31 protein-coding genes are annotated in these 26,022 nt (G+C 71.5%); 15 read left to right on the top strand and 16 right to left on the bottom strand.

The features are described 5' to 3' along the window. Positions 1 to 58 precede the first annotated feature (58 nt). Positions 59 to 391 carry a hypothetical protein gene (locus tag ACFYPA_RS16690; protein WP_359078051.1) on the top strand — a complete coding sequence of 111 codons (333 nt, stop codon included), beginning with the start codon at positions 59 to 61 and terminating at the stop codon, positions 389 to 391. On the opposite strand, the gene ACFYPA_RS16685 is transcribed toward ACFYPA_RS16690, so the two are convergent. Continuing rightward, a complete protein-coding gene (locus ACFYPA_RS16685) occupies positions 348 to 761 on the bottom strand; it encodes a DUF2809 domain-containing protein (RefSeq protein ID WP_359078049.1) in 414 nt (137 codons plus the stop codon). The genes ACFYPA_RS16690 and ACFYPA_RS16685 overlap by 44 nt on opposite strands. Further along, positions 758 to 1,972, bottom strand: a complete 1,215-nt coding sequence (locus ACFYPA_RS16680) for an MFS transporter (protein WP_389132424.1) — start codon at positions 1,970 to 1,972, stop codon at positions 758 to 760. The genes ACFYPA_RS16685 and ACFYPA_RS16680 overlap by 4 nt, the downstream gene beginning before the upstream one ends. A gap of 142 nt (positions 1,973 to 2,114) precedes the next feature. On the opposite strand from ACFYPA_RS16680, the gene ACFYPA_RS16675 reads away from it, so the two are divergent. Then, on the top strand, positions 2,115 to 3,113 hold the full coding sequence (locus tag ACFYPA_RS16675; RefSeq protein WP_359078046.1) for a helix-turn-helix domain-containing protein: 999 nt from the start codon (positions 2,115 to 2,117) through the stop codon (positions 3,111 to 3,113). Between the two features lie 7 nt (positions 3,114 to 3,120). On the opposite strand, the gene ACFYPA_RS16670 is transcribed toward ACFYPA_RS16675, so the two are convergent. Continuing rightward, a complete protein-coding gene (locus ACFYPA_RS16670) occupies positions 3,121 to 4,170 on the bottom strand; it encodes a Zn-dependent alcohol dehydrogenase (RefSeq protein WP_359078044.1) in 1,050 nt (349 codons plus the stop codon). 207 nt (positions 4,171 to 4,377) lie between these two features. Further along, entirely contained in the window at positions 4,378 to 5,295 is a 918-nt protein-coding gene (locus tag ACFYPA_RS16665) for an SDR family oxidoreductase (RefSeq protein WP_359078042.1), read from the bottom strand. Between the two features lie 83 nt (positions 5,296 to 5,378). Between ACFYPA_RS16665 and ACFYPA_RS16660 the strand changes: the two genes are divergently transcribed. Next, on the top strand, positions 5,379 to 6,305 hold the full coding sequence (locus ACFYPA_RS16660; protein ID WP_389132420.1) for a cyclase family protein: 927 nt from the start codon (positions 5,379 to 5,381) through the stop codon (positions 6,303 to 6,305). A 69-nt stretch (positions 6,306 to 6,374) separates the two neighbouring features. Here the strand turns inward: ACFYPA_RS16660 and ACFYPA_RS16655 are convergent, their stop codons facing one another. The 4 genes from ACFYPA_RS16655 to ACFYPA_RS16640 form a co-directional block, all read right to left on the bottom strand. Beyond that, positions 6,375 to 6,884: an ATP-binding protein gene (locus tag ACFYPA_RS16655; protein WP_359078040.1), complete on the bottom strand. Its 510-nt coding sequence runs from the start codon at positions 6,882 to 6,884 to the stop codon at positions 6,375 to 6,377. Positions 6,885 to 7,370: 486 nt separating this feature from the next. Next, a complete protein-coding gene (locus ACFYPA_RS16650) occupies positions 7,371 to 8,318 on the bottom strand; it encodes an acyl-CoA dehydrogenase family protein (protein WP_389132417.1) in 948 nt (315 codons plus the stop codon). A gap of 7 nt (positions 8,319 to 8,325) precedes the next feature. Further along, complete coding sequence (locus ACFYPA_RS16645) at positions 8,326 to 9,483, bottom strand: acyl-CoA dehydrogenase (RefSeq protein WP_389132414.1); 1,158 nt, start codon at positions 9,481 to 9,483, stop codon at positions 8,326 to 8,328. An 11-nt stretch (positions 9,484 to 9,494) separates the two neighbouring features. Further along, complete coding sequence (locus ACFYPA_RS16640) at positions 9,495 to 10,688, bottom strand: amidohydrolase family protein (RefSeq protein WP_359078035.1); 1,194 nt, start codon at positions 10,686 to 10,688, stop codon at positions 9,495 to 9,497. Positions 10,689 to 10,832: 144 nt separating this feature from the next. Here ACFYPA_RS16640 and ACFYPA_RS16635 point away from each other — a divergent pair, with 144 nt between their 5' ends. Next, a complete protein-coding gene (locus ACFYPA_RS16635; protein ID WP_359078033.1) occupies positions 10,833 to 12,356 on the top strand; it encodes an AMP-binding protein in 1,524 nt (507 codons plus the stop codon). A gap of 405 nt (positions 12,357 to 12,761) precedes the next feature. Here the strand turns inward: ACFYPA_RS16635 and ACFYPA_RS16630 are convergent, their stop codons facing one another. Both ACFYPA_RS16630 and ACFYPA_RS16625 read right to left on the bottom strand, forming a co-directional pair. After that, positions 12,762 to 13,283 (bottom strand): EF-hand domain-containing protein, encoded by a 522-nt coding sequence (locus tag ACFYPA_RS16630; RefSeq protein ID WP_359078031.1) that lies wholly within the window; start codon positions 13,281 to 13,283, stop codon positions 12,762 to 12,764. An 87-nt stretch (positions 13,284 to 13,370) separates the two neighbouring features. Then, complete coding sequence (locus tag ACFYPA_RS16625) at positions 13,371 to 13,733, bottom strand: STAS domain-containing protein (RefSeq protein WP_359078886.1); 363 nt, start codon at positions 13,731 to 13,733, stop codon at positions 13,371 to 13,373. A gap of 403 nt (positions 13,734 to 14,136) precedes the next feature. On the opposite strand from ACFYPA_RS16625, the gene ACFYPA_RS16620 reads away from it, so the two are divergent. Together ACFYPA_RS16620 and ACFYPA_RS16615 are read left to right on the top strand one after the other, a co-directional pair. Continuing rightward, positions 14,137 to 14,742 (top strand): sigma-70 family RNA polymerase sigma factor, encoded by a 606-nt coding sequence (locus tag ACFYPA_RS16620; RefSeq protein WP_359316183.1) that lies wholly within the window; start codon positions 14,137 to 14,139, stop codon positions 14,740 to 14,742. Next, a complete protein-coding gene (locus tag ACFYPA_RS16615) occupies positions 14,739 to 16,082 on the top strand; it encodes a zf-HC2 domain-containing protein (RefSeq protein ID WP_359316186.1) in 1,344 nt (447 codons plus the stop codon). The genes ACFYPA_RS16620 and ACFYPA_RS16615 overlap by 4 nt, the downstream gene beginning before the upstream one ends. Positions 16,083 to 16,265: 183 nt before the next feature. Here ACFYPA_RS16615 and purU read toward each other — a convergent pair whose 3' ends face one another. Both purU and ACFYPA_RS16605 read right to left on the bottom strand, forming a co-directional pair. Next, positions 16,266 to 17,144, bottom strand: a complete 879-nt coding sequence (purU, locus tag ACFYPA_RS16610) for a formyltetrahydrofolate deformylase (protein ID WP_359078025.1) — start codon at positions 17,142 to 17,144, stop codon at positions 16,266 to 16,268. Between the two features lie 28 nt (positions 17,145 to 17,172). Further along, on the bottom strand, positions 17,173 to 17,619 hold the full coding sequence (locus ACFYPA_RS16605) for a hypothetical protein (RefSeq protein WP_359078884.1): 447 nt from the start codon (positions 17,617 to 17,619) through the stop codon (positions 17,173 to 17,175). 174 nt (positions 17,620 to 17,793) lie between these two features. Here ACFYPA_RS16605 and ACFYPA_RS16600 point away from each other — a divergent pair, with 174 nt between their 5' ends. Continuing rightward, the gene (locus ACFYPA_RS16600; protein ID WP_389132409.1) at positions 17,794 to 19,071 is read left to right on the top strand and encodes an ABC transporter substrate-binding protein; all 1,278 of its coding nucleotides are present in this window, start codon (positions 17,794 to 17,796) and stop codon (positions 19,069 to 19,071) included. 36 nt (positions 19,072 to 19,107) lie between these two features. Here ACFYPA_RS16600 and ACFYPA_RS16595 read toward each other — a convergent pair whose 3' ends face one another. The 3 genes from ACFYPA_RS16595 to ACFYPA_RS16585 all read right to left on the bottom strand — a co-directional run bounded on the left by ACFYPA_RS16595 (position 19,108) and on the right by ACFYPA_RS16585 (position 22,306). Then, entirely contained in the window at positions 19,108 to 20,700 is a 1,593-nt protein-coding gene (locus ACFYPA_RS16595; protein WP_389132406.1) for a hypothetical protein, read from the bottom strand. A 233-nt stretch (positions 20,701 to 20,933) separates the two neighbouring features. Continuing rightward, positions 20,934 to 21,536, bottom strand: coding sequence for a GNAT family N-acetyltransferase (locus tag ACFYPA_RS16590; RefSeq protein ID WP_359316193.1), 603 nt, complete (start codon positions 21,534 to 21,536; stop codon positions 20,934 to 20,936). After that, positions 21,533 to 22,306 (bottom strand): GntR family transcriptional regulator, encoded by a 774-nt coding sequence (locus ACFYPA_RS16585; protein WP_359316196.1) that lies wholly within the window; start codon positions 22,304 to 22,306, stop codon positions 21,533 to 21,535. The genes ACFYPA_RS16590 and ACFYPA_RS16585 overlap by 4 nt, the downstream gene beginning before the upstream one ends. A gap of 263 nt (positions 22,307 to 22,569) precedes the next feature. Here ACFYPA_RS16585 and ACFYPA_RS16580 point away from each other — a divergent pair, with 263 nt between their 5' ends. From ACFYPA_RS16580 to ACFYPA_RS16555, 6 genes are all read left to right on the top strand, one after another. Next, positions 22,570 to 22,695 (top strand): hypothetical protein, encoded by a 126-nt coding sequence (locus ACFYPA_RS16580; RefSeq protein WP_389132403.1) that lies wholly within the window; start codon positions 22,570 to 22,572, stop codon positions 22,693 to 22,695. 366 nt (positions 22,696 to 23,061) lie between these two features. Further along, positions 23,062 to 23,328 carry a DUF6284 family protein gene (locus ACFYPA_RS16575; protein ID WP_359316198.1) on the top strand — a complete coding sequence of 89 codons (267 nt, stop codon included), beginning with the start codon at positions 23,062 to 23,064 and terminating at the stop codon, positions 23,326 to 23,328. Further along, positions 23,325 to 23,522 (top strand): hypothetical protein, encoded by a 198-nt coding sequence (locus ACFYPA_RS16570; RefSeq protein ID WP_356350385.1) that lies wholly within the window; start codon positions 23,325 to 23,327, stop codon positions 23,520 to 23,522. The genes ACFYPA_RS16575 and ACFYPA_RS16570 overlap by 4 nt, the downstream gene beginning before the upstream one ends. Further along, positions 23,522 to 23,806, top strand: coding sequence for a DUF6303 family protein (locus ACFYPA_RS16565; RefSeq protein ID WP_356350387.1), 285 nt, complete (start codon positions 23,522 to 23,524; stop codon positions 23,804 to 23,806). Before ACFYPA_RS16570 ends, ACFYPA_RS16565 begins: the two co-directional genes overlap by 1 nt. Further along, a complete protein-coding gene (locus tag ACFYPA_RS16560) occupies positions 23,803 to 24,666 on the top strand; it encodes a protein spdB (RefSeq protein ID WP_359316201.1) in 864 nt (287 codons plus the stop codon). The genes ACFYPA_RS16565 and ACFYPA_RS16560 overlap by 4 nt, the downstream gene beginning before the upstream one ends. Beyond that, a complete protein-coding gene (locus ACFYPA_RS16555) occupies positions 24,666 to 25,004 on the top strand; it encodes an RRQRL motif-containing zinc-binding protein (protein ID WP_359316203.1) in 339 nt (112 codons plus the stop codon). The genes ACFYPA_RS16560 and ACFYPA_RS16555 overlap by 1 nt, the downstream gene beginning before the upstream one ends. Here ACFYPA_RS16555 and ACFYPA_RS16550 read toward each other — a convergent pair. After that, positions 25,001 to 25,162, bottom strand: coding sequence for a hypothetical protein (locus ACFYPA_RS16550; RefSeq protein WP_359316204.1), 162 nt, complete (start codon positions 25,160 to 25,162; stop codon positions 25,001 to 25,003). The genes ACFYPA_RS16555 and ACFYPA_RS16550 overlap by 4 nt on opposite strands. A 38-nt stretch (positions 25,163 to 25,200) precedes the next feature. Here ACFYPA_RS16550 and ACFYPA_RS16545 point away from each other — a divergent pair, with 38 nt between their 5' ends. Further along, positions 25,201 to 25,575 (top strand): DUF6251 family protein, encoded by a 375-nt coding sequence (locus ACFYPA_RS16545; protein WP_359316206.1) that lies wholly within the window; start codon positions 25,201 to 25,203, stop codon positions 25,573 to 25,575. Positions 25,576 to 25,653: 78 nt separating this feature from the next. Continuing rightward, positions 25,654 to 25,974, top strand: coding sequence for a hypothetical protein (locus ACFYPA_RS16540; protein ID WP_359316209.1), 321 nt, complete (start codon positions 25,654 to 25,656; stop codon positions 25,972 to 25,974). The last annotated feature ends 48 nt before the right edge of the window (positions 25,975 to 26,022 follow it).

The raw sequence follows: 26,022 nt of genomic DNA, 5'->3' as shown, positions 1-26,022 counted from the left end.
ACGCAGGGTGCGTGGGTACGCGTCCACGCCGCTTCGTCCACGTCTCCGGGGGAATCACATGCAGTGGGTCGAACGCCAGCACTTCCACCACAGGTCCGCGCTGATGCAGGGCTGGGGCGCCGTTCTGCTGCTCGCCGCCTGCGTGTCGTGGGTGTGGCTGGGCTTCCTGCTGTGGGACCAGGACGACTCGCTGTACTGCTTCCGCGCGTCGTCGATCTGCGAGTTGGACAGCACCATGCCCAAGCAGCTGATCCTCCTGGCCGTCTCCGCACCCCTCTCGGTGGCCGGCTCGGCGCTGCTCGTCGCGGGCAGTGTGCGCCGGCAGACCACCGCACACGTCCTCCGCGTCATCGAGATGCAGCAGTCCGAGGAGCGTGCGCGCCGGAAGTAGTCGCCGCGCACACGGCCCAGGCGGCCGCCGCCCCCACCGCGTACCAGAGCAGGTCGGGCGCGTTGAACGTCGAGCCGAGCACCAGCCGTGCCACCGTGCTGCGTTCGGACAGTTCGGCGGGCACCCCGGTGAGCTGCAGCAGCTCGACCGCCCAGCTGATCCCCAGCCCGGCCCCGGCCACCGCGAGCGGCCGGGCGCGGGGTGCGCAGAGTGCGACGAGTGCGCAGACCAGGACCGTGTAGAGCGCGTCGCCCGCGTACTTGGCGACGGCGCCGTCCGCCACGGTACGCACCCCGAGTCCGGCCGCGACGGTCAGCACGGCCACCCCTGCCGCGACGCCACGGATGCGGAGAGTACGTCGCCCGCTCACCCGATCCGCTCCAGCCGCCGGATCGGCCGGGCCGCCAGCAGGACGCCCACCGCCAGCATGTTGATCACCGCGCCGGCGAGCAGCACCTCCGGGGCGCCCAGCCGGTCCGCGACCGGACCCGCCAGTGCGCGGCCCGCCGCCAGCATCAGCAGAGAGCCGGCCACGTCGTACGCGTGCAGTCGGTTCAGCGCCTCCGGCGGCACGTGCGTCTGTACGGTCGTCGACCACATCACCAGCCAGAACGCGAACGCCGCGCCCGCCACGAACTGCCCGGCCCCCAGCGCGAACACCGGCATCCCGAGCCCGAGCACCACCAGGTTCACGCACACCCCGGTCAGCGCGAACGCCCCCGCCGTCAGCGGGCGGCGCGGTCGCAGCCGCAGGGCCAGCAGGCCGCCGAGGACGCTGCCCGCGCCGTTCACCGCCATCATCGCGCCGTACGTCCCCGAGCCATGCGCCTCGGTGACCTCGACGGCGGTCAGCGGGAGCATCGGGCCGAGCACGGCGAAGCCGTACACCGTCCAGATCGCTATCACCCCCCACAACCAGCTGCGCGCCCTGAACTCGCGCCAGCCGTCGACAAGTTCGGCGAGGAACGTGCCGCGCGGCGCCTCGTCCGACGGGGCGGGCGCGAGCCTCAGCAGGTACAGGCAGATGCCGGAGACGAGGAAGGTGGACGCGTTCGCCGCGTAGACGGCCCCGGCGCTCGCCAGACCGACGAGCACACCGGCGAACGCCGGGCCCGCCATGGTCATCAGCGCCTCGGACACCCGCAGCACCGCATTGGCGCGCTGCACGTCCGTGGCCACCCGCGGGGTGGTCGACGCGACCCCCGGCTGGAAGAGCGCCGCCCCCACTCCGGCCACCGCGCTCAACGCGTACACCGCCCACAGCGGCGGGTTGCCGGTCGCGAAGGAGACCGCGAGCACCGAGGCGCCGATCAGCCGCAGCGCGTCGGCGATGATCATCATCCGGCGCGGGGTGAAACGGTCCGCCAGGACGCCGCCGAAGAGGACGAACAGGGCCAGCGGCCCCATCCAGGCCGCCAGCGCGAACCCCACGGAGGAGTGCGGCCGCCCCGCCCCCAGCAGCCCCGCGGTGAGCGCGACGGGGATCATTCCGTCACCGAAGAGCGCCGCGGTCCGGGCGACGAAGAAGAGCCGGAAGTTACGGTTCCAGAGCCGGTCCGGTCCGAGGGGCACACACGGCAACGGCGGCAGGGGCGGCGCTTCACGCGGAGAAGCGTCAAGTTCCGCGGCGGGAATGCCCGCGAGGTCTGCTGACTTTTCCTTCACAGCGAGGACATGTATCAGCTTATGGTCTGTACCAGCTAGTGCGAAGGGAGGCCGTACCGTGCCGCACCGGGTCGTCGTTCTCGCCCTCGACGGGGTGCTCCCCTTCGAACTGGGCATCCCCCAAAGGATCTTCGGCCGTTCGCTCGGTGCCGAGCCGCTGAACCGGGGGCGGAAGCTGTACGAAGTCGTGACCTGCTCGGTCCGTCCGCCCGGCCCGGTCAGCACCGACGCGGACTTCGCGATCACCGTCGAGAACGGCCCGGAGGCCCTCGCCACGGCCGACACGGTGGTGATCCCCGCGAGCTACGAACTCGGCCCCGTGTACACCGAGGGCAGGCTCACCGACGAACTCGCCGCCGCGTTCGCGCACATCAGGCCGGGCACCCGGATGGTGTCCATCTGCACCGGCAGCTACGTGCTCGCGGCGGCGGGCTACCTCGACGGCCGCCCGGCCACCACCCACTGGTCCTCCGCCGACCATTTCCAGACACTGTTCCCCGCCGTCCGGGTCGACCCCGACGTCCTGTTCATCGACGACGGGGACGTCCTGACGTCCGCCGGGGTCGCCGCCGGCATCGACCTCTGCCTGCACATGGTGCGCCGCGACCACGGCACCGCCGTCGCCAACGACGTCGCCCGGCGCACGGTCGTACCGCCGCACCGCGACGGCGGACAGGCGCAGTACATCCAGCGTCCGGTCCCCGACCCGGGGGTCTCCGCCACGACCACCGCCCGCGCCTGGGCACTGGGGCGGCTGGAGTCGCCGATCCTGCTGCGCGACATGGCGCAGCAGGAATCGATGAGCGTACGGACGTTCACCCGCCGGTTCCGCGAGGAGGTCGGGATCAGCCCGGTCCAGTGGCTGACCCAGCAGCGGGTGGAACTGGCCCGCCGGCTGCTGGAATCCACGGATCTGTCGATCGACCGGATCGCGCGGGACGCCGGTTTCGGCACGCCCACGTCGCTCCGGCAGCATCTCCAGGCGGCGCTGGGGGTGTCGCCGACGATGTACCGGCGGACGTTCCGGTCGACGACGGCCGCCGCCCCGGGCCGCTAGGCCGGCGCTAGAAGACCAGCACCCCCCGGGCCACCCGCCCGTGGTGCGCGTCGTCCGCCGCCTTGGCGAAGTCCTCCACCGGGTAGGTCTCGGTGACCAGTTCGTCCAGCAGCAGCCGGCCCTCCCGGTACAGGTCGGCGTACAGGGCGATGTCGCGCTGCGGGCGCGAGGACCCGTAGCGGCAGCCCAGGATCGACTTGTCCAGGTACATCGACGAGACGAGGAACGACGCCTCGGCCGTCGCCGCCGGTACGCCCAGCAGGATCGCCTGTCCGTGCCGGTCCAGCAGGTCGATCGCGGTACGGATCAGCTCGGTGCGGCCCACACACTCGAAGGCGTGGTCGGCGCCGTGCGGCAGGATCTCCTTGACCCCCTCGGCCGAGGTGAGGAAGTGTGTGGCGCCGAACTGCCGTGCCACGGCCTCCTTGTCGGGGTTGGAGTCCACCGCGACGATGGTCAGCGCCCCGGCGATCCGCGCGCCCTGGATCACGTTGAGCCCGATGCCGCCGGTGCCGATGACGACGACGCTCTCGCCCCGGTCGACCTTCGCTCGGTTCAGTACGGCTCCGACTCCCGTCAGCACCCCGCAGCCCATCAGGGCGGCCGAGGTCAGGGGCAGGTCCGCGGGGATCCTCACCGCCTGCACGGCCTTGACCAGGGTCCGTTCGGCGAAGGCCGAGTTCGACGCGAACTGGTACAGCGGTTCGCCTCCGCGCGAGAACGGCCGGCCCGGCATCCCGATCGCCTTGCGGCACATCGTGGGCCGGCCCCGGTCGCACTGTGCGCACGCGCCGCAACTGGCGAGCGTGGACAGGGCCACGTGGTCGCCGGGCGCCACATGGCTCACGCCCGCACCGACCGCCTCGACCACCCCCGCCCCCTCATGCCCGAGCACGACCGGCAGTGGGAACGGGATCGTCCCGTCGATCACCGACAGATCGCTGTGGCAGAGCCCGGCGGCGGCCACGGCCACCAGCACCTCGCCCGGGCCGGGGTCGCGTATCTCCAGGTCGTCGACGACCTCGGTCCGTCTGCCGTCGAAGACGACGCCTCTCATCCCGGCTCCCTCGGTAGGCCGAGCACGTGCTTGCGCTCGGCGGTTGGTGTCCCTGCGCCCCAGAGACCTGGGGCCCGATCGCGCCCGTCCTTCTCGAAGGCCGGAGCCCACATCGCCCCCGCCCTCCACCTCTCGGAAGCCGAGGCCCGCTTCGAGCCGTCCGGCGATTGCATTGCGCCCCGCCCCCGCAGGCGGAAGGCCGCCCGCCTACGCGTTCGGGCGCGCCGCGGCCTTCGCCGCCGCTGCCATCTCCTCCAGCCGCGCCAGCATCGGCATCGGGTCCGTGCCCACCGTCCCCGGCAGGAAGTCCGCGATGCGTTCCGGTGTCCACGCCGCCCCCTCCGCGTACCCCGCCCGCAGCTCCCTCGGCTGGGCCCAGACCGCGATCTTGGGGCCCGCGATCGTGTAGACCTGCCCGGTGATCCTTTCCGCGCGGGCGCGCTCGCTGAGCAGGTAGACCACGAGGGCCGCCACGTCCTCCGGCTCGCCGATCTCCTTGAGCTCCATGGGGACGTTCGCGGACATCCGGGTCCGCGCCACCGGTGCGACCGCGTTCGCCGTGACGCCGTACTTGTGGAGGCCGAGCGCCGCGCTGCGGACCAGGGAGATGATGCCGCCCTTGGCCGCGCTGTAGTTCGCCTGGGCGACGCTCCCCTGGTGGTTGCCGCTCGTGAAGCCGATGAGCGTGCCGGCGCCCTCCTGCTTGCGCATCACCGCCGACGCGGCCCGGAAGACGGTGAACGTGCCCTTGAGGTGGGTGGCGACCACGGGGTCCCACTCCGCCTCGGACATGTTGAACAGCATGCGTTCGCGCAGGATCCCGGCCACGCAGACGACCCCGTCGATCCGGCCGAACTCCGCGAGCGCGGTGTCCACGACCCGCTGCCCTCCGGCCATGGTGGAGATGTCGTCCGCCACCGCGACCGCTTCGCCGCCCGCCGCCACGATCTCCTTGACGACGGACTCGGCTATCTCGCTGGCGGGTTCTCCCCCCTCGATGGAGACGCCGTAGTCGTTGACGACGACCTTCGCCCCCTCCGCCGCCGCGGCGAGCGCGACGGCCCGCCCGATGCCGCGGCCGGCACCCGTCACGGCCACGACCTTGCCTGCCAAGAAGTTCCCCATGCCCGGCCCCTTCCCGCGGTTTCTGACGGACCGTTAGATTCTATGGGTCATCAGGTCCACCGGCACAAGCCCCAGGAGGCGCCATGTCTTTGCCGGCCGAGTTCCACGATCTCGCCAAGCGCGTGAACAACTGGGGCCGGTGGGGCGCCGACGACGAGATCGGAACGCTCAACCTGATCACAGACGAGGTCGTACGGGAGGCCGCGGCCACCGTCCGCAGCGGCCGGCGCGTCCCCCTCGCCCTCCCGCTCCAGCACGACGGCGTACAGAACGGACTGGTCCCGGGGCGCGTCAACCCCCTCCACACCATGACCCAGGTCAACCAGGAGCTCTTCGGCCCCGGCACGGTCGCGACCAGCGACGACACCGCGGTCCTCAGCCTCCAGACCGCCACCCACTGGGACGCCCTCACCCACGCCTCGCACTCGGGGAAGATCTACAACGGCCGTCCGGCCGCCACGATCACCGCCCACGGCGGCGCGCAGTACAGCGGCATCGACAAGGCGCCGCACATCGTCTCGCGCGGGGTCCTCCTCGACGTGGCCCGCGCCCACGGCGTGGACCGGCTGCCCGGCAGCCACGCGGTCACCCCGGAGGACCTGGAGGCGGCCGAGGAACTGGCCGGTGTCAGGGTCCGTTCCGGGGACATCGTCCTCGTACGGACCGGACAGGTGCAGGTGTACCTCTCCGGGGACAAGAACGCCTACGGGTATCCGTCACCGGGCCTGTCGATCCGCACACCGGAGTGGTTCCGGGGCCATGACGTGGCCGCGGTCGCCAATGACACGCTGACCTTCGAGATCTTCCCGCCGGAGATCGAGGACCTGTGGCTGGGGGTGCACGCCCTCGATCTGGTCGAGATGGGCATGCTCCAGGGACAGAACTGGAATCTGGAGGGCCTGTCCACAGCCTGTGCGGACGCGGGGCACTACGCCTTCCTGCTCTCCGCCATGCCGGAGCCCTTCGTCGGCGCCACCGGCACTCCGGTCGCCCCGGTCGCGATCCTCTGAGCGGCCTCCGCGCGCACGTCCGCGCGCACGGGAGCCGGCCGCCGGCCTCCCCCGTGCGCGACGGCAGCGCTACGCGCGGTGGATTCCGGCGTGCGAGGCCTCGTAGGCCGCGCCCCCACCCGCGCCGTCGCACTCGGGCGGGCCGGACTGCAGCTGCACCTGGACCAACGGGACGCCGCGGTCGACCTCGCACCAGATGCGTTTGCCCGCTCCCTCCGGCTGCCAGCCCCAGCGGTCGGCCAGGCCGTCGACCAGCTCAAGACCGCGACCGTTGGTGTCCTCGCCCTCCGCGTGCCGCTGCTGCGGCGGGCGGCAGCTGGTGTCGGCCACCTCGACCCGGACGGTCCCGGCGTTGCCCGGGGTGCCCGTCGAGCCGAACAGCATGCGCAGCACGGCCGGACAGCCGGTGTGCACGACCGCGTTGGTGACGAGTTCCGAGATCAGCAGGATGAGCGTCTCGGCCAGTGGCTCGTCGTCTCCTATCCCGGACCCGACGAGCCTCGAACGCGCCCATCTGCGGGCCCGTCCGACCTCCGCGGGGTCGGGCCCGACCTCCAACTGAACCTGAAGCACCTGCACCGCTCACACCATCCGAACCGGCGGACACATCGCCTCGCGCCTCCTCAGGGTCACGGAACGTGATTCCCTTACGAGACAGCATGGTTGACGTACAGTCACCGCAACAAGCGCTTCGGGCATATTCCATCGCGAAGGAGTACGCGTGGTGCATACTGTGCGACGCGCGCCGCGGGAAGTCGAACAGAGGCGGGTCACAGGGCCGGAAATCGCTTCCCCGGCAGGCCCGGCGCTTCTGCGTGGATCACGAGCAGGGCACCTCTCGCGGGCCGGAGCAGCCGCACAGGCCACATCCGGATCGCCAGGTTCCAGAACCACTCGCATCCCACGGAGCGTACCCGAGCCCGGCGCCGACTCCGGCCCGTGACGAATTACGCAAAGGACACAAGCCGGTATCGGGACGCACCGACTGCACTGCGTCACTCCGCAGCGTGAACCTCATGGGTCCGTCGCGTCACATGCGTGCACCCGGCAACCACACACCGCCGCTCAGCCCAGATCGGCCGCCAGCGCCTCCTCCGCGTCCGCGGCCGTCAGCCACTGCCCGGCCCGCAGCCAGGCCCGCTTGAGGCACAGGTGGACGTCCGCCTCCCAGGTGAAGCCCATGCCTCCGTGCACCTGGAGGCAGTCACGGGCGTTGGCCACGGCGGCCTCGTCGGCGAGGAGCTTGGCCCCGGCGGCCTCCACCGGGTCCGCCGTCACGGCCGCCGCGTAGACGGCGCTGCGGGCCGGCTCGGCCCGCACCAGCATCCCGGCACACAGATGCTTGACCGCCTGGAACGCCCCGATCGGCACTCCGAACTGTTCCCGCGCACCGGCGTGTTGGACGGCCGCCTCCAGGCTGCGGGTGGCGTTGCCGAGCTGCTCGGCCGCGGCCAGCAGGGCCCCCTCGTACCGAAGCCGTGCCCCGCCCGGCACCGCCTCTCCCTCGTACGCGGACAGGTCCGGCACCCGCCACAGGGGCGTGCCGGGGTCGAGCGACCGTACGGGCCGGGCCCCGTCCACCACCCGCCGCAGTTCCCCGCCCCCCACCACCCTCGTCCGCTCCCCGTCCAGGACCAGCAGCGCGTCGGCCCCCTCCAGGTGCCCCACGGGCCGCCCCGGCTCCGCCAGGGCCACCACGACCTCCCCCTCGGCCGCCCCCTTCACCGCGCCCGCGGCGAGCTGGGTGGCGGCCAGCGGCCCGGGCAATAGCGCCCGCCCGATCTCCTCGAACATCAGTACGGATTCGGCCAGGCCGAGCCCGACCCCACCGGCGGCCTCCGGCAGTCGCAGCGCGAAGAACCCGGCCCCACCGAGCTCCCGCCACAGCGCGCGGTCCACGCCCCCTCCCCGCTCGTGCGCCGTCCGCATCCGGTCCCTGCCGAAGCGGCCGGCGAGCAGCTCCCGTATCCCCGCCCGCAGCGCACGCTGATCCTCCGAGAGCTGGAAGTCCATCCTCCGCTCACCGCCCCTTCGGCAGGCCGAGGATGCGCTCGGCGACGATGTTCCGCTGGATCTGCGAGGTGCCGGCGGCGATCGTGTACGAGAGCGAGGAGAGCCGGTCCAGCACCCACTCCCGGTCCAGATCCAGGTCGTCCCCCGCCCCGAGCACCTCCGCCGCCGCCTCGTACAGCTCCTGGCGGACGTGCGAGTACCGCAGCTTGAAGACCGAGCCGCCGATCCCGGGAACGCCTCCTGTGCGCTGCGCCTCGCTGACGTTCCACTGGGTGAGCCGCCACAGCGCCCGGAACTCGGCGTTCAGCCGCCCCAGCCTCCGGCGCAGCACCGCGTCGTCCCAGCGCCCGCTCCTGCGGGCCTCGGCGGCCAGCGCCTCCAGCGTCCGCCGGCAGGCGACGACCTCCCCCACGAACGCCGTCCCGCGCTCGAACGAGAGCGTGACCATGGTGACCCGCCAGCCGTCGTTCTCCGCCCCGACCCGGTGCGAGACGGGCACCCGCACCTCGTCCAGGAACATCTCCGCGAACTCGGTGGACCCGGCGAGCGTGCGCAGCGGCCGGACGGTGACACCGGGGGCGTCCATCCGCATCGCGAGCCAGCTGATGCCCCGGTGCTTCGGCGCCTCCACGTCCGTCCGCACCAGCAGCTCGCACCAGTCGGCGACCTCCGCGTGCGAGGTCCAGATCTTCTGCCCGCTGACCACGTAGTCGTCGCCGTCGCGCACCGCCCGGGTCCGCAGCGACGCGAGGTCGGAGCCCGCGTCCGGCTCACTGAACCCCTGGCACCACATCTCCTCGCCGCGCAGCACCGGCGGCAGCCAGCGCGCCCGCTGCTCAGCCGTCCCCTCGGCGGCGATGGTGGGCCCCGCGTGCAGCAGCCCGACGAAGTTCGCGCCGACGTAGGGCGCCCCGGCCCGCTCCGCCTCCTCCAGGAAGATCAGGTGCTGGGTGGGGGTGGCGCCCCGCCCTCCGGCGTCGGCGGGCCAGTGCAGACCCGCGTACCCGGCGTCGTACAACAGCTTCTGCCACCCGGCGTCGTACGCCCGCCGCCCCGGCCAGTCACCGGGGTCCGGCTTCCCGGGCAGCCCCGGGAGCACCGAGCCCAGCCACTCCCGCAGCCGCGCCCGGAAGGCTTCCTCTTCCTCCGTGTACGCAAGGTCCATGACGCACGCGCCTACTTGTCGAGGTCGAGACCGAGCATCCGGATCGCGTTCCCGCGCATCAGTTTGTAGACGGTCTCGTCGTCCAGTCCCTTGACGTGGTCGAGCGCGACCTCCTTGGTGTGCGGGAAGGTCGAGTCGACGTGGGGGTAGTCCGTCTCGAACGTCGCGTTGTCACGGCCCACCACATCGAGCGACGCGACACCGTGCTTGTCGCGGAAGAAGCAGCAGAACATCTGCCGGTAGTAGTACGTCGACGGCGGCTCGGGGATCAGATCGCGCACCCCGCCCCAGGCCCGGTGCTCCTCCCAGACGTCGTCGGCGCGCTCCAGGGCGTACGGGATCCACCCCATCTGCCCCTCGCTGTAGGCGAGCTTGAGCTGCGGGTACTTCACCAGCACCCCGCTGAACAGGAAGTCCATCATCGAGGCCATCGCGTTGTTGAACGAGAGCGAGGCCTGGACGGCGGGCGGGGCGTCCGGCGAGGCGGCGGGCATCTGCGAGCTGGACCCGATGTGCATGTTCACGACCGTGCCGGTCTCCTGGCAGACCGCGAAGAACGGATCCCAGTAGCCGGTGTGGATCGACGGCAGCCCCAGATGGGTGGGGATCTCCGAGAAGGTCACCGCCCGCACCCCACGCGCGGCGTTCCGCCTGATCTCCGCCACGGCCAGATCGATGTCCCAGAGCGGGATGACGCAGAGCGGGATCAGCCGGCCGCCGCTGCCCCCGCACCACTCCTCGACCATCCAGTCGTTGTACGCACGCACACAGGCGAGCGCGACCTCCTTGTCGTGCGCTTCCGCGAAGGTCTGCCCGCAGAAGCGCGGGAAGGTGGGGAAGCAGAGGCTCGCCTCGACGTGGTTGAGGTCCATGTCCTTCAGCCGCTCGACGGGATCCCAGCAGCCGGGCCGCATCTCCGCCCGGGTGATGCCCTCCAGCGTCATGTCGTCGCGGTCGAACCCCACGGCGGCGATGTTGCGCTTGTACGGGAACTTGAGGTCCTCGTAGATCCACCAGTCGGTCGGCGGCCCGTCCGGGTCCATCGTGATGACGTACTTGCCACCGGTGTACGCGAGCTCGCCTATGCCCGCGGTCAGGGGCTGCGGCCCGCGCTCGCGGTACTTGGCGGGCAGCCAGGTCGAGAAGAGGTGCGGCGGCTCGATCACATGGTCGTCGACGCTGACGATCCGAGGCAGTTCCGTCATGGTGTCCCCTTCGGCGCACACGTTTCTGATGACCCGTCAGATTGACGTCGCCCACAGGCTAGCCCCGCACCCCTGGACCGACAAGGCGCAGCGCTCTACGCTCTGCGCACGATCTGACTACCCGTCAGCTGTGAGGGGTTCGCCGTGAACGAGACCGCACACGCCCTGGGTGCATCGGGCACCTTCTGGGAGCTCATCGAACGCCGGGCCGCCCTGACTCCGGAGCGGCCCTTCCTGATCCAGGACGACCGCACGCTCACCTTCGGCGAGTTGCGCACCCGTGCCGAGCGCGTGGCGGCGGGCCTGTACTTCATGGGCGTACGCCCCGGCACGGTCGTCGCCTGGCAGCTGCCGACCCGGCTGGAAACGGCGTTGCTGTCCTTCGCGCTGGCCCGGATCGGGGCGGTGCAGACGCCCGTCATCCCCTTCTACCGCGACCGCGAGGTGGGCTTCGCGCTGCGCGAGTCCAAGGCGGAGTACTTCGCGGTACCGGGCACGTGGCGCGGCTTCGACCACACGGCGATGGCCGCCCGCCTGTCGGCTGACCTCGTGGTCTTCGAGGCGTACGACACCCTTCCGGACGGCGACCCGGCCATCCTGCCCCCGCCGCCCTCCGACGGCACGGCGGTGCGCTGGATCTACTGGACCTCGGGCACCACGTCCGACCCGAAGGGCGTCCTGCACACCGACCGCAGCCTGATCGCCGGCGGCTCCTGCCTCGCCCACGCGCTCCACCTGTCGGCGGACGACGTCGGCTCCATGGCCTTCCCGTTCGCCCATGTCGCCGGGCCCGACTATTCGGTGATGCTGCTCCTGTACGGCTTCCCCGCGGTGCTGTTCGAGCACTTCGCGATGCCGGACGCGCTCGCCGACTACCGGCGCCACGGGGTGACGGTCGCGGGCGGCTCCACGGCCTTCTACTCCATGTTCCTCACGGAACAGCGCAAGGCGCCGTCCGCCCCCCTCATCCCCACCCTCCGCCTCCTCGCGGGCGGCGGCGCCCCGAAGCCGCCGGAGATCTACCACGCGGTCGTCCGCGAGATGGGCGTCCAGCTCACCCACGGCTACGGCATGACCGAGGTCCCCATGATCACGATGGGCGCCCCCGACGACACGGTGGAGCACCTCGCCGAGACCGAGGGCCGCCCGCCCGAGGGCATGGAGATCCGCATCACCGACGAGGACGGCGAGCGGGTGCCGCACGGGACGGACGGCGAGGTGCGCCTGCGGGGAGAGGCGGTGTGCCAGGGCTACCTGGCCTCGGCGAGCCCCTTCGATGCCGAGGGCTTCCTGATCACGGGGGACGTCGGGCACGTCCGGCCGAGCGGGCACCTGGTGCTCACGGGGCGGCTCAAGGACATCATCATCCGCAAGGGCGAGAACATTTCCGCGAAGGAGATAGAGGACCTCCTCGCCCGCCACCCCGGCGTCGGCGACGCGGCCGTGATCGGCCTCCCGGACCAGTCGCGGGGCGAACGCGTGTGCGCGGTGGTGGAGCAACCCCCGAACGCCGCGCCCCTCACCCTTCCCGAGCTGACGGCCTACCTCCGGGGCGAGGGCCTCTCGGTCCACAAGCTCCCGGAACAACTGGAACTGGTGGACGCGCTGCCCCGCAACGAGACGCTCCGCAAGGTCCTGAAGTATCAATTGCGGGCCCGCTTCACGTGACCCTGAGGGTTCCGTTCCCAAACGCCGGACGGGCTCGGGTTGTGGGTGGGGGTCCGGGGCCCCTCCGGGGCGTCTCCTCGAACGACGAACGTTCCGCCGGTACGCGATGGACCCGGGTATCCGTTCGTCGTCCTGCGGGGACTCCCCTGCACGCCCCCGAACCCGCCCGCCGCGAGTCTGCACCCATCGTCCCACCGGCGTGCAGACGCAGAAGCGACCGGGTGGGGGCGTGCAGGGCAGTCCCCGCAGAAAATGGCGTACGACCCGGGCACCTGCTCGTCGTCGGGCGCACACGCCATTTTTGAGGAGTCTGCCCGGAGGGCCCCCACCCCCACCCACCGGGGCAGAAGCGCACCCCGCGGAGCACCCGCACCCCGGAGGACCACGCTGCCGCCCGCCCAAGGGCTACGCGTCGGGTTCGATCACCGTGAAGTACGCGGCGAACGCCGCCACCGCCTCCGCCTCCGCGATCCGCCCGTCGCGGTCCGCGTCCAGGCTCTGCGCGGCGAACGCGGCCGCGTCCGGGCTGGCGCCGAGAACCCGCAGGGCCCGTTCGACGGCCCCCACCGCGGCGGCGCCGTCGTTGTCCGGGTCGGCCACGGCGATCGCCGCCCGCAGGAAGGGGCGGGCGATCTCCGCGAAGCGCTCGGGGTTGTCTCGGAGCCGTTTCACGGCGCCGCCCACGAACTCCTCGCGGGTGACCCGCTGGTCCCCGTCCACGTCGGCGATGCCGGCCATGCCCTGCCAGAACGCCTCGGCCCCGCTGTAGAGCGCCTGGCCCTTGTCGCAGCGGGCCGTCGTACCGAATTCGGTGAGCAGACGGGCGGCGGCTGCGTTGAAATCCGCGCGATCGATGTATCCGTTGCCGTCCTGGTCGAAGGCGGCGAAGCGGAAGGCGATCTTGCGCTCATACTCTGCGCTGTCCATGCGGGGAGCGTACGACGCCCGCAGGCGTCACGTGTCACTTACGCGCGTCACCGGTGTGACGACCCGGCACGGAGAGGGGCCGGCGGATCAGGCGGAGAGCGGCTGGGCCTCGTCGTCGACGGCCGAGTCCCAGTCGGGGTAGACCTCGAAGAGCCGGCGTACGCCGAGCGCGGCGAGCACCCGGTTGACGTGGGAGCCGTCCTCCGCGCCCCGGGCGGGCAGGATCAGCCTCAGGCGGCCCCCGCAGGAGCGCATCAGCCGGCGGGAGGCGATCAGGACGCCCACACCGCTGGAGTCGCAGAAGAAGACCTCGGAGAGGTCGAGGACGACGTCGTGGCGGCCCACGGCCACCACGTCGTGGACGGACTGGCGGACGACGGGTGAGGTCACGAGGTCCAGCTCGCCGTGCATGTGCAGCACGGTCCACGCGCCCTGCTCGGTCTCGGCCACGGAGAACGGCTTCCCGGAACGTTCCTGGCCCAGCCACGGGGCGTGGACGGCAGCCGGATGCGGGTTTCCAGGAGGGCTTGCTGTGCTCACGCGACTGGGCCTCTCGTTCCGGGGATCCCGGGGGATTCCAGCGATCCGGAAGTTTCCGTTCCTCCTCGCGGCTGCCCCGGCGCACTCACCATGAAACACGGCCTCCCCAAAGAAGGCCCAGAACAGTTTCGGGCAGAAATGATCACTTCAGGTCCGATTCCGACGCTCCGCGGTGCCGCATTCCCTACCATCCAGGGCGACCGCGGGGACGTACTTGCCGTAAAGGGGCGTGCTCGGTCAACCTTGCGGACTACATTCGATGTGACGAGGGGTACAGGGCAAGGGGCCCTGACGGCACAGGGCTGGGGGTCGCATGGCCAAAAACGCACCACCCCGCTGGGACCGCAGCATGCAGCAGCGGCTGGCACGCGGTGAGGCGGCCGCCCTCGGCGAGCTCTACGACCGGTTCGCGTCCCTCGTGCACAGCCAGGCCAACCGGATGCTGGACGACGAGAGCGCCGCGGACCTCGTCACCCGCGAGGTGTTCGCCTACGTGTGGGAGAACCCCGACGCCTACGACCCCAAACTTGGCTCGATGCGCTCCTGGGTCGCCCGGCTCACACACCGCGAATCCGTCCAGCGGCTGCGCGGGACCGCCGCCCCGGAGCCCGACGCGTACGACCGGGGCGGAGAGGACGACGAGGCCGGCGCCGGCCCGGTCGACCTGGAGGAACGGGTGCGCCTGGCCACCGCCGCGGCACGCGCCGACTACATCGTGGCGTCCATGCCCGCACCGCTGCGGGCCGCGCTGGAGCTCGCGTACATCCAGCGCCGCGACTACCGGCAGACCGCGACCGACCTCGGGGTCACCGAGGACGAGGCGCGCCGCCGGCTGCGGCTCGGGCTGCAGCTGCTGTCCACCGCGCACACCCGGCCGCTGGAGGGCTCCTCGCCGCCCGGATACGGACGGACCCTGTGACCGACGACGCGGACGGTACGGGTGAGGACGATGGCGAGGGGGGCGACGAGGTGCGGGGCGCCCGGCGCATACCGGGGCCACGGGCCGCCGCGGACGACTTCGACCCGGGCCGGTTCGTCCTGCCGCCACCCGTACCCGTACCCCTGGAGGCGGAGCCCGTGCCGGAACACGCGCGGCTCGACGACGACCTGCCCGGCCCGCCACCTGCCCCGGTGCTCCCGCACCGCGTCCTGAAGGCCCTTCTCGGTGCCTGGGCGCTGACCGCGTGCTCGGCCGAGGAGACGGAGGCCGTCGAGGCCCATCTCACGGAGTGCGCCCCGTGCGCGGACGAGGCACTGCGGCTGCGCGACGCGGTCGGCCTGCTGCACACGGACCGCACCCTGGACCTGGACCCCGTGCTCCGGAGCCGGGTGCTGGAGAACTGCCTGAGCCGTCGGCCGGCCAAGATCCCGGTTCCGGGGTGGGCCGCCCCGTACGACGCGGAGACGGCCCGGCTCGACGCGCTGCTGCGCGACATCGGCGACTCCGAGTGGCACGCCCCGGTGCGGCTGAAGTGGTTCGAGGACGAGCACAGGGTGAACCGCAAGACGACGGTCGCCGGCGTCATCGGTCATCTGATGACCGTCGACGGCCTGGTCAGCACCGCGCTCGGCCTCGACGACCCGCTCGCCGGGAGCGTCCCCGGCACCCCGCGCCGGGGCTCCGGGCTGCCGCTCGCGCCCACCACGCGCACCGAGACGTACTGGTCGGCCGCCCGGCGGCCACCGACCCGCACCGTCCGCCAACCGTGGCGCGACCAGAGCCACACACTGATTCGCACGGTGTCGTTCGCGGGACGCGGTGTCTCGGAACTCTCGGTCTCCTACGGGGACTTCGCCCTGCCGTTGCAGGACGCCCTGCTGGACCGCGCCTTCGAGTGCTGGGTGCACGCCGACGACATCGCGGAAGCGGTGGACTACCCGTACGAGCCGCCCTCCGCCGCCCACCTGCACCGGATGATCGACCTGGCGGCGCGTCTCCTGCCCGCCGCCCTGGCCCAGCGGCGCCGGGCGGGGCTCGCAGGTCCGGCCCGCCAACTGGTGACGGCCGGATCCCCGGGCCGCTCGCTCCATCTGGAGGTCGAGGGTTCGGGCGGCGGCAACTGGTACATCGCGCTGGACTCCCCCGCAGCCCTCGGCTCCCCGGACCACACGGTGGCGCAGGTCGCACTGGACGGTGTGGAGTTCTGCCAGCTGGTGGCGGGGCACGTGCAGCCCGTGGAGGCGGCGGCGGGGCAGCGCGGGGACCGCGACGCGATCCAGGACGTGCTCTTCGCGGCGGCCTCGCTCAGCAGGCTGTGAACCGCGCCCGGGCGAAGACCACCGCTGTGAACGGCATCTAAGGGCTGTCCCGTAATCCCTGGTGGATCAGCGCGCGGCGTCGGATGCGGTGCATCGCAAGGCGGAGGGGCGTCCGCATACTGGATGTGGGGGAGAGGTGCCGTAGCTGTCGTCGTGCGCCCGCCAGGGATTACGGGACAGCCCTTAGGCGAAGACCACCGTACGGCGGCCGTTCAGCAGGATGCGCCGCTCCGCGTGCCACTTCACCGCACGCGCCAGTGCCTGGCACTCCACATCGCGCCCGATGGCGACCAGCTGGTCCGGCGTCACGCCGTGGCCCACCCGCTCGACCTCCTGCTCGATGATCGGCCCCTCGTCGAGGTCGGCCGTGACGTAGTGCGCCGTCGCACCGATCAGCTTCACACCGCGGGCGTGCGCCTGGTGGTACGGCTTGGCGCCCTTGAAGCTCGGCAGGAACGAGTGGTGGATGTTGATGATCCGGCCGCTGAGCTGCTTGCACAGATCGTCCGAGAGGACCTGCATGTAGCGGGCCAGGACGACCAGCTCCACGTTCTCCTCACGGACCAGCTCGAGCAGCCGCGCCTCCGCCTCCGCCTTGTTCTCCCTGCTCACGGGGATGTGCCGGAAGGGAACGTCGTACGAGGCGACCAGCTCGGCGAAGTCCGTGTGGTTGGAGACGACCGCCGCGATCTCGACCGGCAGGGCCCCGATCCGGGAACGGAACAGCAGGTCGTTGAGGCAGTGGCCGAACTTGCTGACCATCAGCACGATCCGCATCCGGTCCGAGGAACGGTGGATCTGCCAGTCCATCCGGAAGGAGTCGCCGATCGCCGCGAAGCTCGCCCGCAGCTTGTCCGGAGTCACCGGGCTGTCCGCCGAGAAGTGGACGCGCATGAAGAACAGACCCGTGTCGTGGTCCCCGAACTGCTGACTGTCCTCGATGTTGCAGCCGGTCATGAAGAGATAGCTCGACACGGCGTGCACGATGCCCTGTTTGTCCGGGCACGAGAGGGTGAGGACGTACTGCTCGGGGACGGTCTCGACAGGCTGCGGCGCGGTCATCCCCGTAGCGTGCCACACCATCCGCGGTTCAGGCCGACCTGGTCATGATGCGGAGCACGTCCAGCGAGCGGGGCGGGACGTCGGGGTCCTCGCCGTCGTTCGTGGCGAGGAGCACATGGGCTTCGCGGGCGGCCCGGACGGCCTCCGGCCAGCCGTGGTGCTCCAGGTAGGCGGAGACGGGGGCGTCCGCGCCGACCTGGTGCATGATGCGCAGCACCCGCAGCACGGCGACGTCGACGAGGGCGGCCTCGCCGGAGTCCCGGAAGACCGTGCCGACGTACTTCTCGGCGGACCAGTTGTCGAGCCAGGTGTCCTCGACCAGGCGGTACACGGCGTCGGTGACGTCGCCGTACCCCTCCCGGCCGGCCAGCCAGCACTCGTGATGGAAGACGGGGTCGGAGAGCATGTGCAGCGCCGAGCGCACGTTGCTGCGCCAGCGCCACCACGGAATGTCATTGAGCGGCATGCCGCCCATGGTGGAGGAGCGACGGCCGCGACGGGAAGAGTTCTCGGAACCTTGCTGCACGGTTGTCGATCGTACGTTCCCTTTTCGGCTTTCCCTACGGCCCCCCGTAATTCACCTGGACGTCACCGAGCGTTGAACGGAGCACACTGCGGCGTTACCCGGGAGCGGGAAGTGTCTGTGCCCATGACCGGACGGCGACGCCCCACCCTCCCCCGCCCCTTCAGGTCGCTCACCGGTGCGGTGGCGGCGGGGGCACTGCTGATGACCGGCTGCGGCGCGCTCCCTGGAGCATCGGGGGACTCCAGGGAGCCCGTCACCGTGGTGACCTGGGCGCCCAGCGGCGCCTCGGGACCGGACGCCGCGAACATGGCGGGCATGACCGCGATGGCGCAGACGTACGCCCGCTGGGTCAACGGCGAGGGCGGGATCGACGGGCACGAGCTGCGCGTCGTCACCTGCGACGAGCAGGACACCTCGATCGGCGCCGGCAACTGCGCGCGCCGGGCCGTCAAGGAGAAGGCCGTCGCGGTGCTCGGTTCCTACAGCCGGCACGGGCGGGCGTTCATGGCGCCGCTCGAAGTCGCCGGCATCCCGTACATCGGCGGTTACGGCGCCTCCGAGGAGGAGTTCCGGAGCTACATGTCCTACCCGGTCACCGGCGGCCAGTCGGCGCTGCTGGCGGGCAACGCGAAGCAGCTGGCCGCCGCCTGCGACCGGGTCTCCCTGGTGCGTCCCGACACCCTGGGCGGAGACAGCCAGGCGTGGCTCCTGCGCACCGGCCTCACCGAGGCCCGCCGCCCCGCACCGGTCGACGTGCGGGCGGCCGAGGGGGCCACGTCGTACGACGAGGCGGCCGGACGGGCTCTGACGGGTGCCGGTGATGACGGCGGCTGTGTGACGGCCGTGCTCGGCGACCGTACGGAGACCTTCTTCGACTCCTTCAGACGGCTGGAGCCGACCGGCGGACCGCGGATCTCCTCGGTGCTCGGCAGCATCGGCCAGCCGCTCATCGACAGCACCGGCGGCAGCGAGAGCCCGTTCGAGGGCGCGTACGTCACCGGGTGGTACCCGGCCCCGGGCGACACGCGCTGGGACCTGATGCGGCGGGTGATCGGCGAGCACGCCTTCGGCGACAACCGCATCGACCCGGACGACACGGGCGTGCAGACGACCTGGATCGCCTACACCGCCCTGAAGTCGATCGTCGAGTCGCTGAACGAGGCGGAGATCACGCCCCGGAAGGTCACCAAGGCCCTCAACCACGGCACCCGGGTGGACACCGGCGGCCTCACCCCCGCACTGCGCTGGCGCTTCGAGGACATGATCGGCTCGTCCTCGTACCCCCGCATCGTGAACAGCAAGGTGACGTTCCAGGTCGTGCGCGACGGCCGGCTGGTCGCGGACAGGAAGGGCTTCGTGGATGTGACGACGACACTGTCGGACGCCAGCGCGACCGGCTAGGGCCCCGTCACCGGGGCCCCCGCGGTCCACCGCCGCTCAGAGGTCGGTGGACTCGTGCTTCGTCAGGCCGTACTTGGCCGCGATCTCGTTCCACAGCTTGGCCGCCTGCTTCTTGGCCTTGGTCGCCTCGCCGCTCTGCGCGTTGGCCTGCTGAAGTTGCGAGGTCGTACGGGCCTTGCCCTTCTTGCACACCTTCTTGCTCTTGGCCTGCCCGGCCCAGGCCGCGTAGTGGTCGTCCGCCGAGGCCGACGCCTGCCAGGCCTTGGTGAGCGAGGTGTTCAACTCGCCGCTGTTCGGCAGCTTGTCGACCGTCAGGCCCTGGAGCCGGGTCACCAGATCGCGACGCTGCTGGGCGGCGCCCTTGAGATCGGCCACGGCCTTGTCCAGGTCGCGGCAGTTCTTGGCCTTCTCCACCGCGCCGATGACCGCGGCCCGGCTGTTGTTGCTGTCCGCCAGCAGCTTGTCGAGCGCCTCGGCCTGCGGCTTCGCCGGGTCGGGCGCGGCCTGGGTGGAGGGCTGCTGCGCGGTGGGCGAACTCGCCGACGCCACCGGCTGCTTGGACTCCTCGCCCTTGTCGTCGCCGCCACTCATCAGGGCGCCGGCCCCGAGCCCGATCACGGCGCAGCCGATGACGACCGCGGTGATCAGCGGGACGTGCGCGGACTTCTTCCGCCGCCCGTCCTGGCCGTCCTGCGGCAGCCCGTCCTCGGGTCCCGCGTACGGGGGCGCCGGGGGTCCCGCGTACGGAGGCGCCTGCTGATACGCCTGCGGGGGCGGCCCGCCCTGGTACTGCTGCTGCCCGCCCCCGTACTGCTGCTGCGGGTGCTGCTGGTGCTGCTGGTTCTGCGCGGGGTCGAACCGGGGCATCTGCTGGGTGGCGCCCGCCGGTTCGTCGCTGCGGAAGAGGTTGTCGAACTCCGCCGGAGGCTGCCGCTCACCGGGTGCCCCGGGCCGGATGCCGTACGGGGCGCCGCCGGGCACGGGCGGTATGTACTGGGTCGCGTCGGCGTCCTGGCCGCCCTGCGCGGGCGGCGGCGCGGCGTGGGAGCCGGGCTGCTGGTACGCCTGCTGCGGGGCCTGGCCGTGGAACTGCGGGGAGTCCGCGGGGTTCTGTGGCGGCAGGCCGCCCGGCCCGGGACCGGCCGGTACCGGGGCGATGTACTGCGTGGCGTCCACGTCACCGCCCCCGCCCGGCGGCGCCTCCGGCGGCAGCGGCTGGGCGTACGGCGAAGGCTGGCCCTGGTGGGGCTGGTGGGACTGCTGCTGCGGCTGGTACTGCTGGGGCGGCTGCGGAGCCTGGCCGTACCCGGAATCGGGTGCCTGCTGCGCCTGGCCGTACGGCCCGGGCTGCGGCTGCTGCCCGTACTGCCCCTGCTGCTGCCCGTACGCGCCCTGCTGGTCCTGTCCGTACCCGCCCCGGCCCTGGCCCTGCGCCTGCTGGGCGGGGTCCTGGTGCGGCGCCTGCGGGCCCCAGGGCTGCCCCCACGGCTGACCGCCGGCCGGTGCCGCCTGGTCCGCGGGTCCCCCCGGCGTCCAGGGCTCGCCGCCACCCGCGGGCAGCACGACACCCTCGTGCGCGGGTCGTACAGCAGGGAGCTGCTGATCGTCGCCCTGTCCGCTCTGTGTCACCGGGACTCCTACGTGTAAACCTACGGAATCGTCGGCTCACGCTACCGGGTGGTCGCCACCCTTCGCCAAGCGCCTGTTGTCGCACACCACCCCTTCACACGGGCTGTAACACCCGGCGCCCTTAAGGCGCAGTTAAGGGGGCGAACGGTGACGGCTCCTGAATCCGGCCCCCAACTCGGCTACCACCTGGGGGCGAGGTCGGGACTCTGTCCGTAGTCGTCCACCACCGACCGTCACGTGTCGCGGTCGGTGGCTCCCCCTTTGGCTCCCCAGGGAGCCGAGAGCTGGATGGGTTCCGGAGCCGCATCGGCAAATCCGTGCTGCGCCGAATCCGCCGGCCGCTGCGCGAGCCACCCAGATACGCGCGGGCCGCCATTCACCGCGCCGCCCTCAGTAACGGTCCTCACATGCTGGAATCCGTGGCTCAGGTAGTACTGCTGGAGAGCGCGGTTCGTCGTCCACGCGTCCAGGCGGAGCCAGGCTGCCCCCGCTCGGTGCGCCCGGTCTCCTGCCCAGTCAAGGAGTCGCCCCCCGAGGTCCTGACCGGCGTGCGTGCGCGCCACAGTGAGCTTGTTGATGAACAAGGACGGTTCGCTCAGTTCGCCCGCAGTCCACAAGCCGTCTTCCGCAACGGTGGTCAGCGTGATGGTCCCTGCCGTCACCTCGTGATCCCGGAGCATGAAGACGGTTCCGGCCTCGATCGTGGCCAACAGCCGATCCGCCGGGTACGGACGGCTCCACTGGTCGGACCCGAGGCCCCTCAGCCAAGCTGCCGCCTCCTCTCGGAAGGCGAGCAGCTTAGGGAGGTCGCTCGGCTGAGCGGAGGTGATCTTCACTGGGGTTCGTTCTCGCTTCGGGCGGACAGGTCGCCGATCTCGTAGTTCATCCGGTTCAAGTCGCCCCGGAAGGTCGTGACTGTGCACCGGATCGGGCATTCATCGGAGTAGCCGGTGCGGGTCCAGAGCAGAACGGGCACCCCCGCACCGATCTCCAGCAACCGGGCTTCTTCCGGCGTAGGCATTCGGGTCGCGATCTCGTCGAAGTACCCGATCTGCGTGATGCCGAGGCTGGCGAGATAGCGGGTCGTGCCTTCCGCGATATCGCCCGGCTCGGTCAGGCGCGGCCCCCGCTCCACAAGCCACCCGGGGTAGTGCGTCGCTTGTGTCGACCACGGCACGTCATCTACGAACCGGTGACAGTGCCGCAGCACGGTTGTCGCCCCCGCGTCGACAAGCAGCCGAGCGGCGACGTACGCGGGGGCTGGCTGGAGCTCCACCCTGAACGTCTGGCTCGGCCGGCGGCCCGCGTTCGTGACATCCGTGCTGTAGGCGTCACCGTTCTGCGGAAAGGTCAGGTTTTCGAACCGTGAGGCGTTCAGCTCGAACACCTCGTGCTTCGTCACCTCGTACCCGAGCCCCTGGCTGGACGAGATCAGCCCTTGCGTGACCAGCAGACTCAGGCCGGACCGCACCGTGTTCCGAGACGCGTCGAACCGGGCAGATAGGTCGCTCTCAGAGGGCAGCCGCGACCCCGGCGGGTACTTCCCGTTGTCGATTTCCCGTCGCAGCGCATCGGCGACCTGGCGGTACTTCGGCTGCTTGTTCATGCGCCCATCATGACGCACTCGCTCAACTTGTTGGTACATGTGGGCCCCGATCTCTTGACGACTCACGGTCCGTGGGTGCAGCATCACCACATCAGCTTGTACCAACAAGTTGAGCAAGTGGTGCAGCTCCTTCAAGTGTGCTGGCTTGCGCTGACATTCCCGGTTTGGGACTGCCCGTTTGAAGGCGGCTTCGGTCGCGCGCTGCGGGCCCCGAGCTGGTCGTTCCTTGAGAACTGAACAGCGTGCCAAGTACGAACGATGGGGTGGAATTCCCCGTCCCCGCGGCGGTCCGGGTGATGTCGTCGGCGGCTTCTGTTCGCGTGCTGGCTCTGGAGAACACCTTCGGGTGCCACCCCGTACGCGCCGCCCTGCTGGCGTCAGAGCAGTGACGATGACGCGCCCGATTTCCCCGGCTCGGGACCTGCGCACCGTGGCAACGGAGCGCAGGTGAAGCCGTGTCCCTGCTCGTACGGGAGGTCGATATGCACCGACGACATATCCGGGCGCCGCCGCGATGGACCGGCTGGCGGCGCCCACATCAACTTCCGGTCCGCTCTTCTGCCTGTCCGGCTGCGCGCACTGCGCGGGTGCCGGGCGGGCGGTCGCCCTGATGGTCGCAGGCCGGGTTCGACTCCCGGTCGGGGCACTGCCGCTCGCTTTCGGGCGGTCCCGCATCACAGACGGCGCGCGGCCCCGGTGGTTGGACACCGGGGCCGCTGTTCGGGCCGTCGCACCTGCTAGGGAGACCACGACCCATGAAGACCATCGCTGCACTTCAGAACCTTGTTACGGCCGCCTCGCTCAACTTCGAGCCGACCGGCGCCGAGCTGGACGCGATCGAGGCGGAGATGCCGCTCATCCGGGCGGAAGTCGAGTTGCTGGACGCGCAGATCATGACCATCGACCGGCCGGCGAACGAGCTGGACGTACGGCGCGTGCGCCGCGCCCGCAACCGGGTCATGGCGGCGCGGCGGGACCTCACCATCCGTGCCACCTCGCCCCTGACGGGCGGTGCGGCATGAGCGTGACCCTCACCTCCGAGCGGGGCGCCCTGGTCGTCGTGTTCGTCGGCATCGCGCTGGCGCTGGCCGGGGCGGTTCTGGCGTCCCTGCTGGATGAGCCGTCGTGGCGGTGGCTGGCCACGGGCGGCGTGCTCGTCCAGGTCACGGGTTGGGTGCGCTACAGCCGCGCCCGGCGGGGCGGTGAGCGGTCGTGATGACGCTTCCCGCGCAGATGTCGAACAGCGGTGGCACCTGGCACCTGTACGTCCCGCTGATGAACACCCCGCATGCGTGGCCCGAGCACATCTGGAACCGCACGGCCGCGGTCCCGACCATCGCGGAACGCGAGCGCGCGCTGAACGGTCTCGGCTACGAGAGCGTGCCGGGTGACGAGTGGTCCTGGATCGAGGACAGCGACATCCCCGGCGACCCCGCGTCGCAGGTCCGGCTGATCGCCTCCGTGCGGGTCCGGCCCACGCTGTGGGGCGGTGCGGCATGAAGGCGAAGACCGTTCTGCCGGCCGTCGCGATGACGGCGGTGTCCATGGTCCTCACGCTGGCCGTGGTGATGATGTGGCTCGGCACGGCGATGCCGTGGCCCGTCGCTCTGGTCGTTGGTCTGGGGATCGACGGCGGGTGGCTGGCCACGCTCGCCTACGAACGCCGCCTGGCCGCGCAGGGGGACCACAGCCGTGTGGTCACCGGGGTCGGCTGGGCATTCGGTCTGATCGCGACCGGCGTCCTGGTCGCCCACGCACTGCTGGCCGAGGAGTCCGCGGGCGCGTGGCTGGCCGTGGCGTGGCTGCCAGTCGCGGCCAAAGCGCTGTGGCTGGTGCACGGGCTGTGGGAACAGACTGCCCTCACCCCGACCGCGCTGGGATCGATCCGGGGAATCCAGCAGGAGGCCCGCGACGAAGCGGCCGTGGCCCGGGCCCGGCTGCGGGCCGAGGCCGCGACCGAGGAGACCCGGCTGACGGCCGTGACGGAGGCCGGGTCACGCGTCGCACGCGTCCAGGCGAAGACCGCCCAGACCCTCTCTCAGGCGTGGTCGACGCTGGAGACAGCACGCAATGGCGAGGACACCAGCAGGGCTCTGACCAGTGTGACGACCCCCGTCACACCCGGCGTCACACCCCGCTGGGAACTTCCCGTCTGGGGACCCACCGAGCCCGTCCCGGCGCTCGCCCTGGAAGCGGCGCCCGCGCTCACCGATGACGCGCTGGACGTCCTGGTCGACGAGATCCGGCACAGCGAAACACCGGCCCTGTCCTACCGCGAGATGGCCACCCGGTTCCGGGCGGCCGGCCACTCCGCATCCGAAGTCCGGCTGCGGAGCGCGTGGAAACGCATGGTCGCCTGATGGCCACGCTGCCTGAGTTCCGGTGGCGGTTGGCCCCGGACGGATACGCCACCCGCCGGCAGTTGCGGGCGATGGGTCTGCGGCCCGGCGGACAGGACGTCGCCGCCGTACTCCACCGCCCGCGCCGCCGCCGCCGCGCACCGCTGGTCGCCTACCTCTACCGCATCGACCTCGCCCGACCCGTACGCCCTATGACGCCGGGCCGCGCGGCTGCGCTGGCCAAGGCGATGCGGGCCCGCCGCACCTGCCCGAACTGCCGCCGCGATGCCGGGTACTGCATCCCGCGCTCACTCGGCATGTGCGTGCCCTGCGCCGACGGTGCCGGATCGGGTGCCTAGAGGCTGTCCAGCACGTTCCCGACCAGGCCGACGACCCGGTACTTCACCTGGTGCCACCGGTTGCAGTACCGCTTCGGCCGCCACCATCGGCCCTGCTTGATCGGCCGCTTGCACCACTTGCACGGCTTCAGCCGCAGCTTGACGTCCAGTCCCCCCATGCCGCGACTTTAGCGGCCCTCCGCCGTAGGGGAAAACCATGGATTCGTTGCCCATTCCCGCCCCCGTCGTCCGCCTCCCGGACGGCACCTACACCTACGCCGACCAGGCATCCTTCCCGGTACAGCAGGCGCCGCAGCAGATCGTCCAGCACATCCACCAGGCCCCGCCCGACCGCACCGTCCAGCGCATCGCGCTCGGCTCCGGCGTCGGTGCCGGGGCGGTCGCGGCCGGCGTCTACTTCGGCCCGCTCCTGGTCGGTGTCCTCACCGCCATCGCAGCCAACCTCGCCATGCTCGCGTTCCTCGCCGCCGTCACCGCGTGGGGTGTCGTCACCGTCGTGAAGTCGATCGGGGGCAGTGACGGCAAGGCGGCCTCCACGTCGGTGTCCCGGTCCCGGCGTCGCCGCGGCTGACGTGCCCGTGTCCGTCCGGTCTCGTACCGGGCGGGCGCAGGACCGGACAGCCCGGCCCGACACCTGGGAGGCACCGCAATGGAGAGCTACACCCCCGCCGAGAAGCGTGAGCGTGCCCGGCTGTTCCGCAAGGGATTCCGCCAGGCCATGGCCGACTGCGTCGACCCCCGCCTTGAGGCCCGGATCGAGAAGATCGACCTGCGGGCCGCCGAGCGCGGCGCGCAGGAACTGCGGGCCCTGCACCAGGTGCAGGCCGATGCCCGCCAGACCCTGGCCAACGCCAAGGCCGCCGAGCGCACCGCGCCCCGCACCGACCGCCCCGCCGCCCGGCAGGCCCGCAAGGCCGCCGAGGACGCCGTACGCCGCGCGGAGCGCGCCGTGCTGCGCGCCGAGCGCTGACCACCCTGCACGTCTTCCGCTCATCCGATGTGAGACAGGAGCACAGCC

Origin of the sequence: Streptomyces sp. NPDC005775 (assembly GCF_042871565.1) — a bacterium.
Classification (GTDB): Bacteria; Actinomycetota; Actinomycetes; order Streptomycetales; family Streptomycetaceae; genus Streptomyces.
The sequence above is the reverse complement of the archived record's forward strand: the minus strand, read 5'-3'. Positions and strand labels throughout refer to the sequence as shown.

Bases quoted from the DNA above. Each gene is read 5' to 3' on its own strand.
- ACFYPA_RS16690 (WP_359078051.1), top strand. From the start codon at position 59: ATGCAGTGGGTCGAACGCCAGCACTTCCACCACAGGTCCGCGCTGATG.
- ACFYPA_RS16670 (WP_359078044.1), bottom strand. From the start codon at position 4,170: ATGAGAGGCGTCGTCTTCGACGGCAGACGGACCGAGGTCGTCGACGAC.
- ACFYPA_RS16665 (WP_359078042.1), bottom strand. From the start codon at position 5,295: ATGGGGAACTTCTTGGCAGGCAAGGTCGTGGCCGTGACGGGTGCCGGC.
- ACFYPA_RS16660 (WP_389132420.1), top strand. From the start codon at position 5,379: ATGTCTTTGCCGGCCGAGTTCCACGATCTCGCCAAGCGCGTGAACAAC.
- ACFYPA_RS16650 (WP_389132417.1), bottom strand. From the start codon at position 8,318: ATGGACTTCCAGCTCTCGGAGGATCAGCGTGCGCTGCGGGCGGGGATA.
- ACFYPA_RS16645 (WP_389132414.1), bottom strand. From the start codon at position 9,483: ATGGACCTTGCGTACACGGAGGAAGAGGAAGCCTTCCGGGCGCGGCTG.
- ACFYPA_RS16640 (WP_359078035.1), bottom strand. From the start codon at position 10,688: ATGACGGAACTGCCTCGGATCGTCAGCGTCGACGACCATGTGATCGAG.
- ACFYPA_RS16630 (WP_359078031.1), bottom strand. From the start codon at position 13,283: ATGGACAGCGCAGAGTATGAGCGCAAGATCGCCTTCCGCTTCGCCGCC.
- ACFYPA_RS16620 (WP_359316183.1), top strand. From the start codon at position 14,137: ATGGCCAAAAACGCACCACCCCGCTGGGACCGCAGCATGCAGCAGCGG.
- purU (WP_359078025.1), bottom strand. From the start codon at position 17,144: ATGACCGCGCCGCAGCCTGTCGAGACCGTCCCCGAGCAGTACGTCCTC.
- ACFYPA_RS16605 (WP_359078884.1), bottom strand. From the start codon at position 17,619: ATGGGCGGCATGCCGCTCAATGACATTCCGTGGTGGCGCTGGCGCAGC.
- ACFYPA_RS16600 (WP_389132409.1), top strand. From the start codon at position 17,794: ATGACCGGACGGCGACGCCCCACCCTCCCCCGCCCCTTCAGGTCGCTC.
- ACFYPA_RS16585 (WP_359316196.1), bottom strand. From the start codon at position 22,306: ATGAACAAGCAGCCGAAGTACCGCCAGGTCGCCGATGCGCTGCGACGG.
- ACFYPA_RS16575 (WP_359316198.1), top strand. From the start codon at position 23,062: ATGAAGACCATCGCTGCACTTCAGAACCTTGTTACGGCCGCCTCGCTC.
- ACFYPA_RS16570 (WP_356350385.1), top strand. From the start codon at position 23,325: ATGAGCGTGACCCTCACCTCCGAGCGGGGCGCCCTGGTCGTCGTGTTC.
- ACFYPA_RS16565 (WP_356350387.1), top strand. From the start codon at position 23,522: ATGACGCTTCCCGCGCAGATGTCGAACAGCGGTGGCACCTGGCACCTG.
- ACFYPA_RS16560 (WP_359316201.1), top strand. From the start codon at position 23,803: ATGAAGGCGAAGACCGTTCTGCCGGCCGTCGCGATGACGGCGGTGTCC.
- ACFYPA_RS16555 (WP_359316203.1), top strand. From the start codon at position 24,666: ATGGCCACGCTGCCTGAGTTCCGGTGGCGGTTGGCCCCGGACGGATAC.
- ACFYPA_RS16550 (WP_359316204.1), bottom strand. From the start codon at position 25,162: ATGGGGGGACTGGACGTCAAGCTGCGGCTGAAGCCGTGCAAGTGGTGC.
- ACFYPA_RS16545 (WP_359316206.1), top strand. From the start codon at position 25,201: ATGGATTCGTTGCCCATTCCCGCCCCCGTCGTCCGCCTCCCGGACGGC.
- ACFYPA_RS16540 (WP_359316209.1), top strand. From the start codon at position 25,654: ATGGAGAGCTACACCCCCGCCGAGAAGCGTGAGCGTGCCCGGCTGTTC.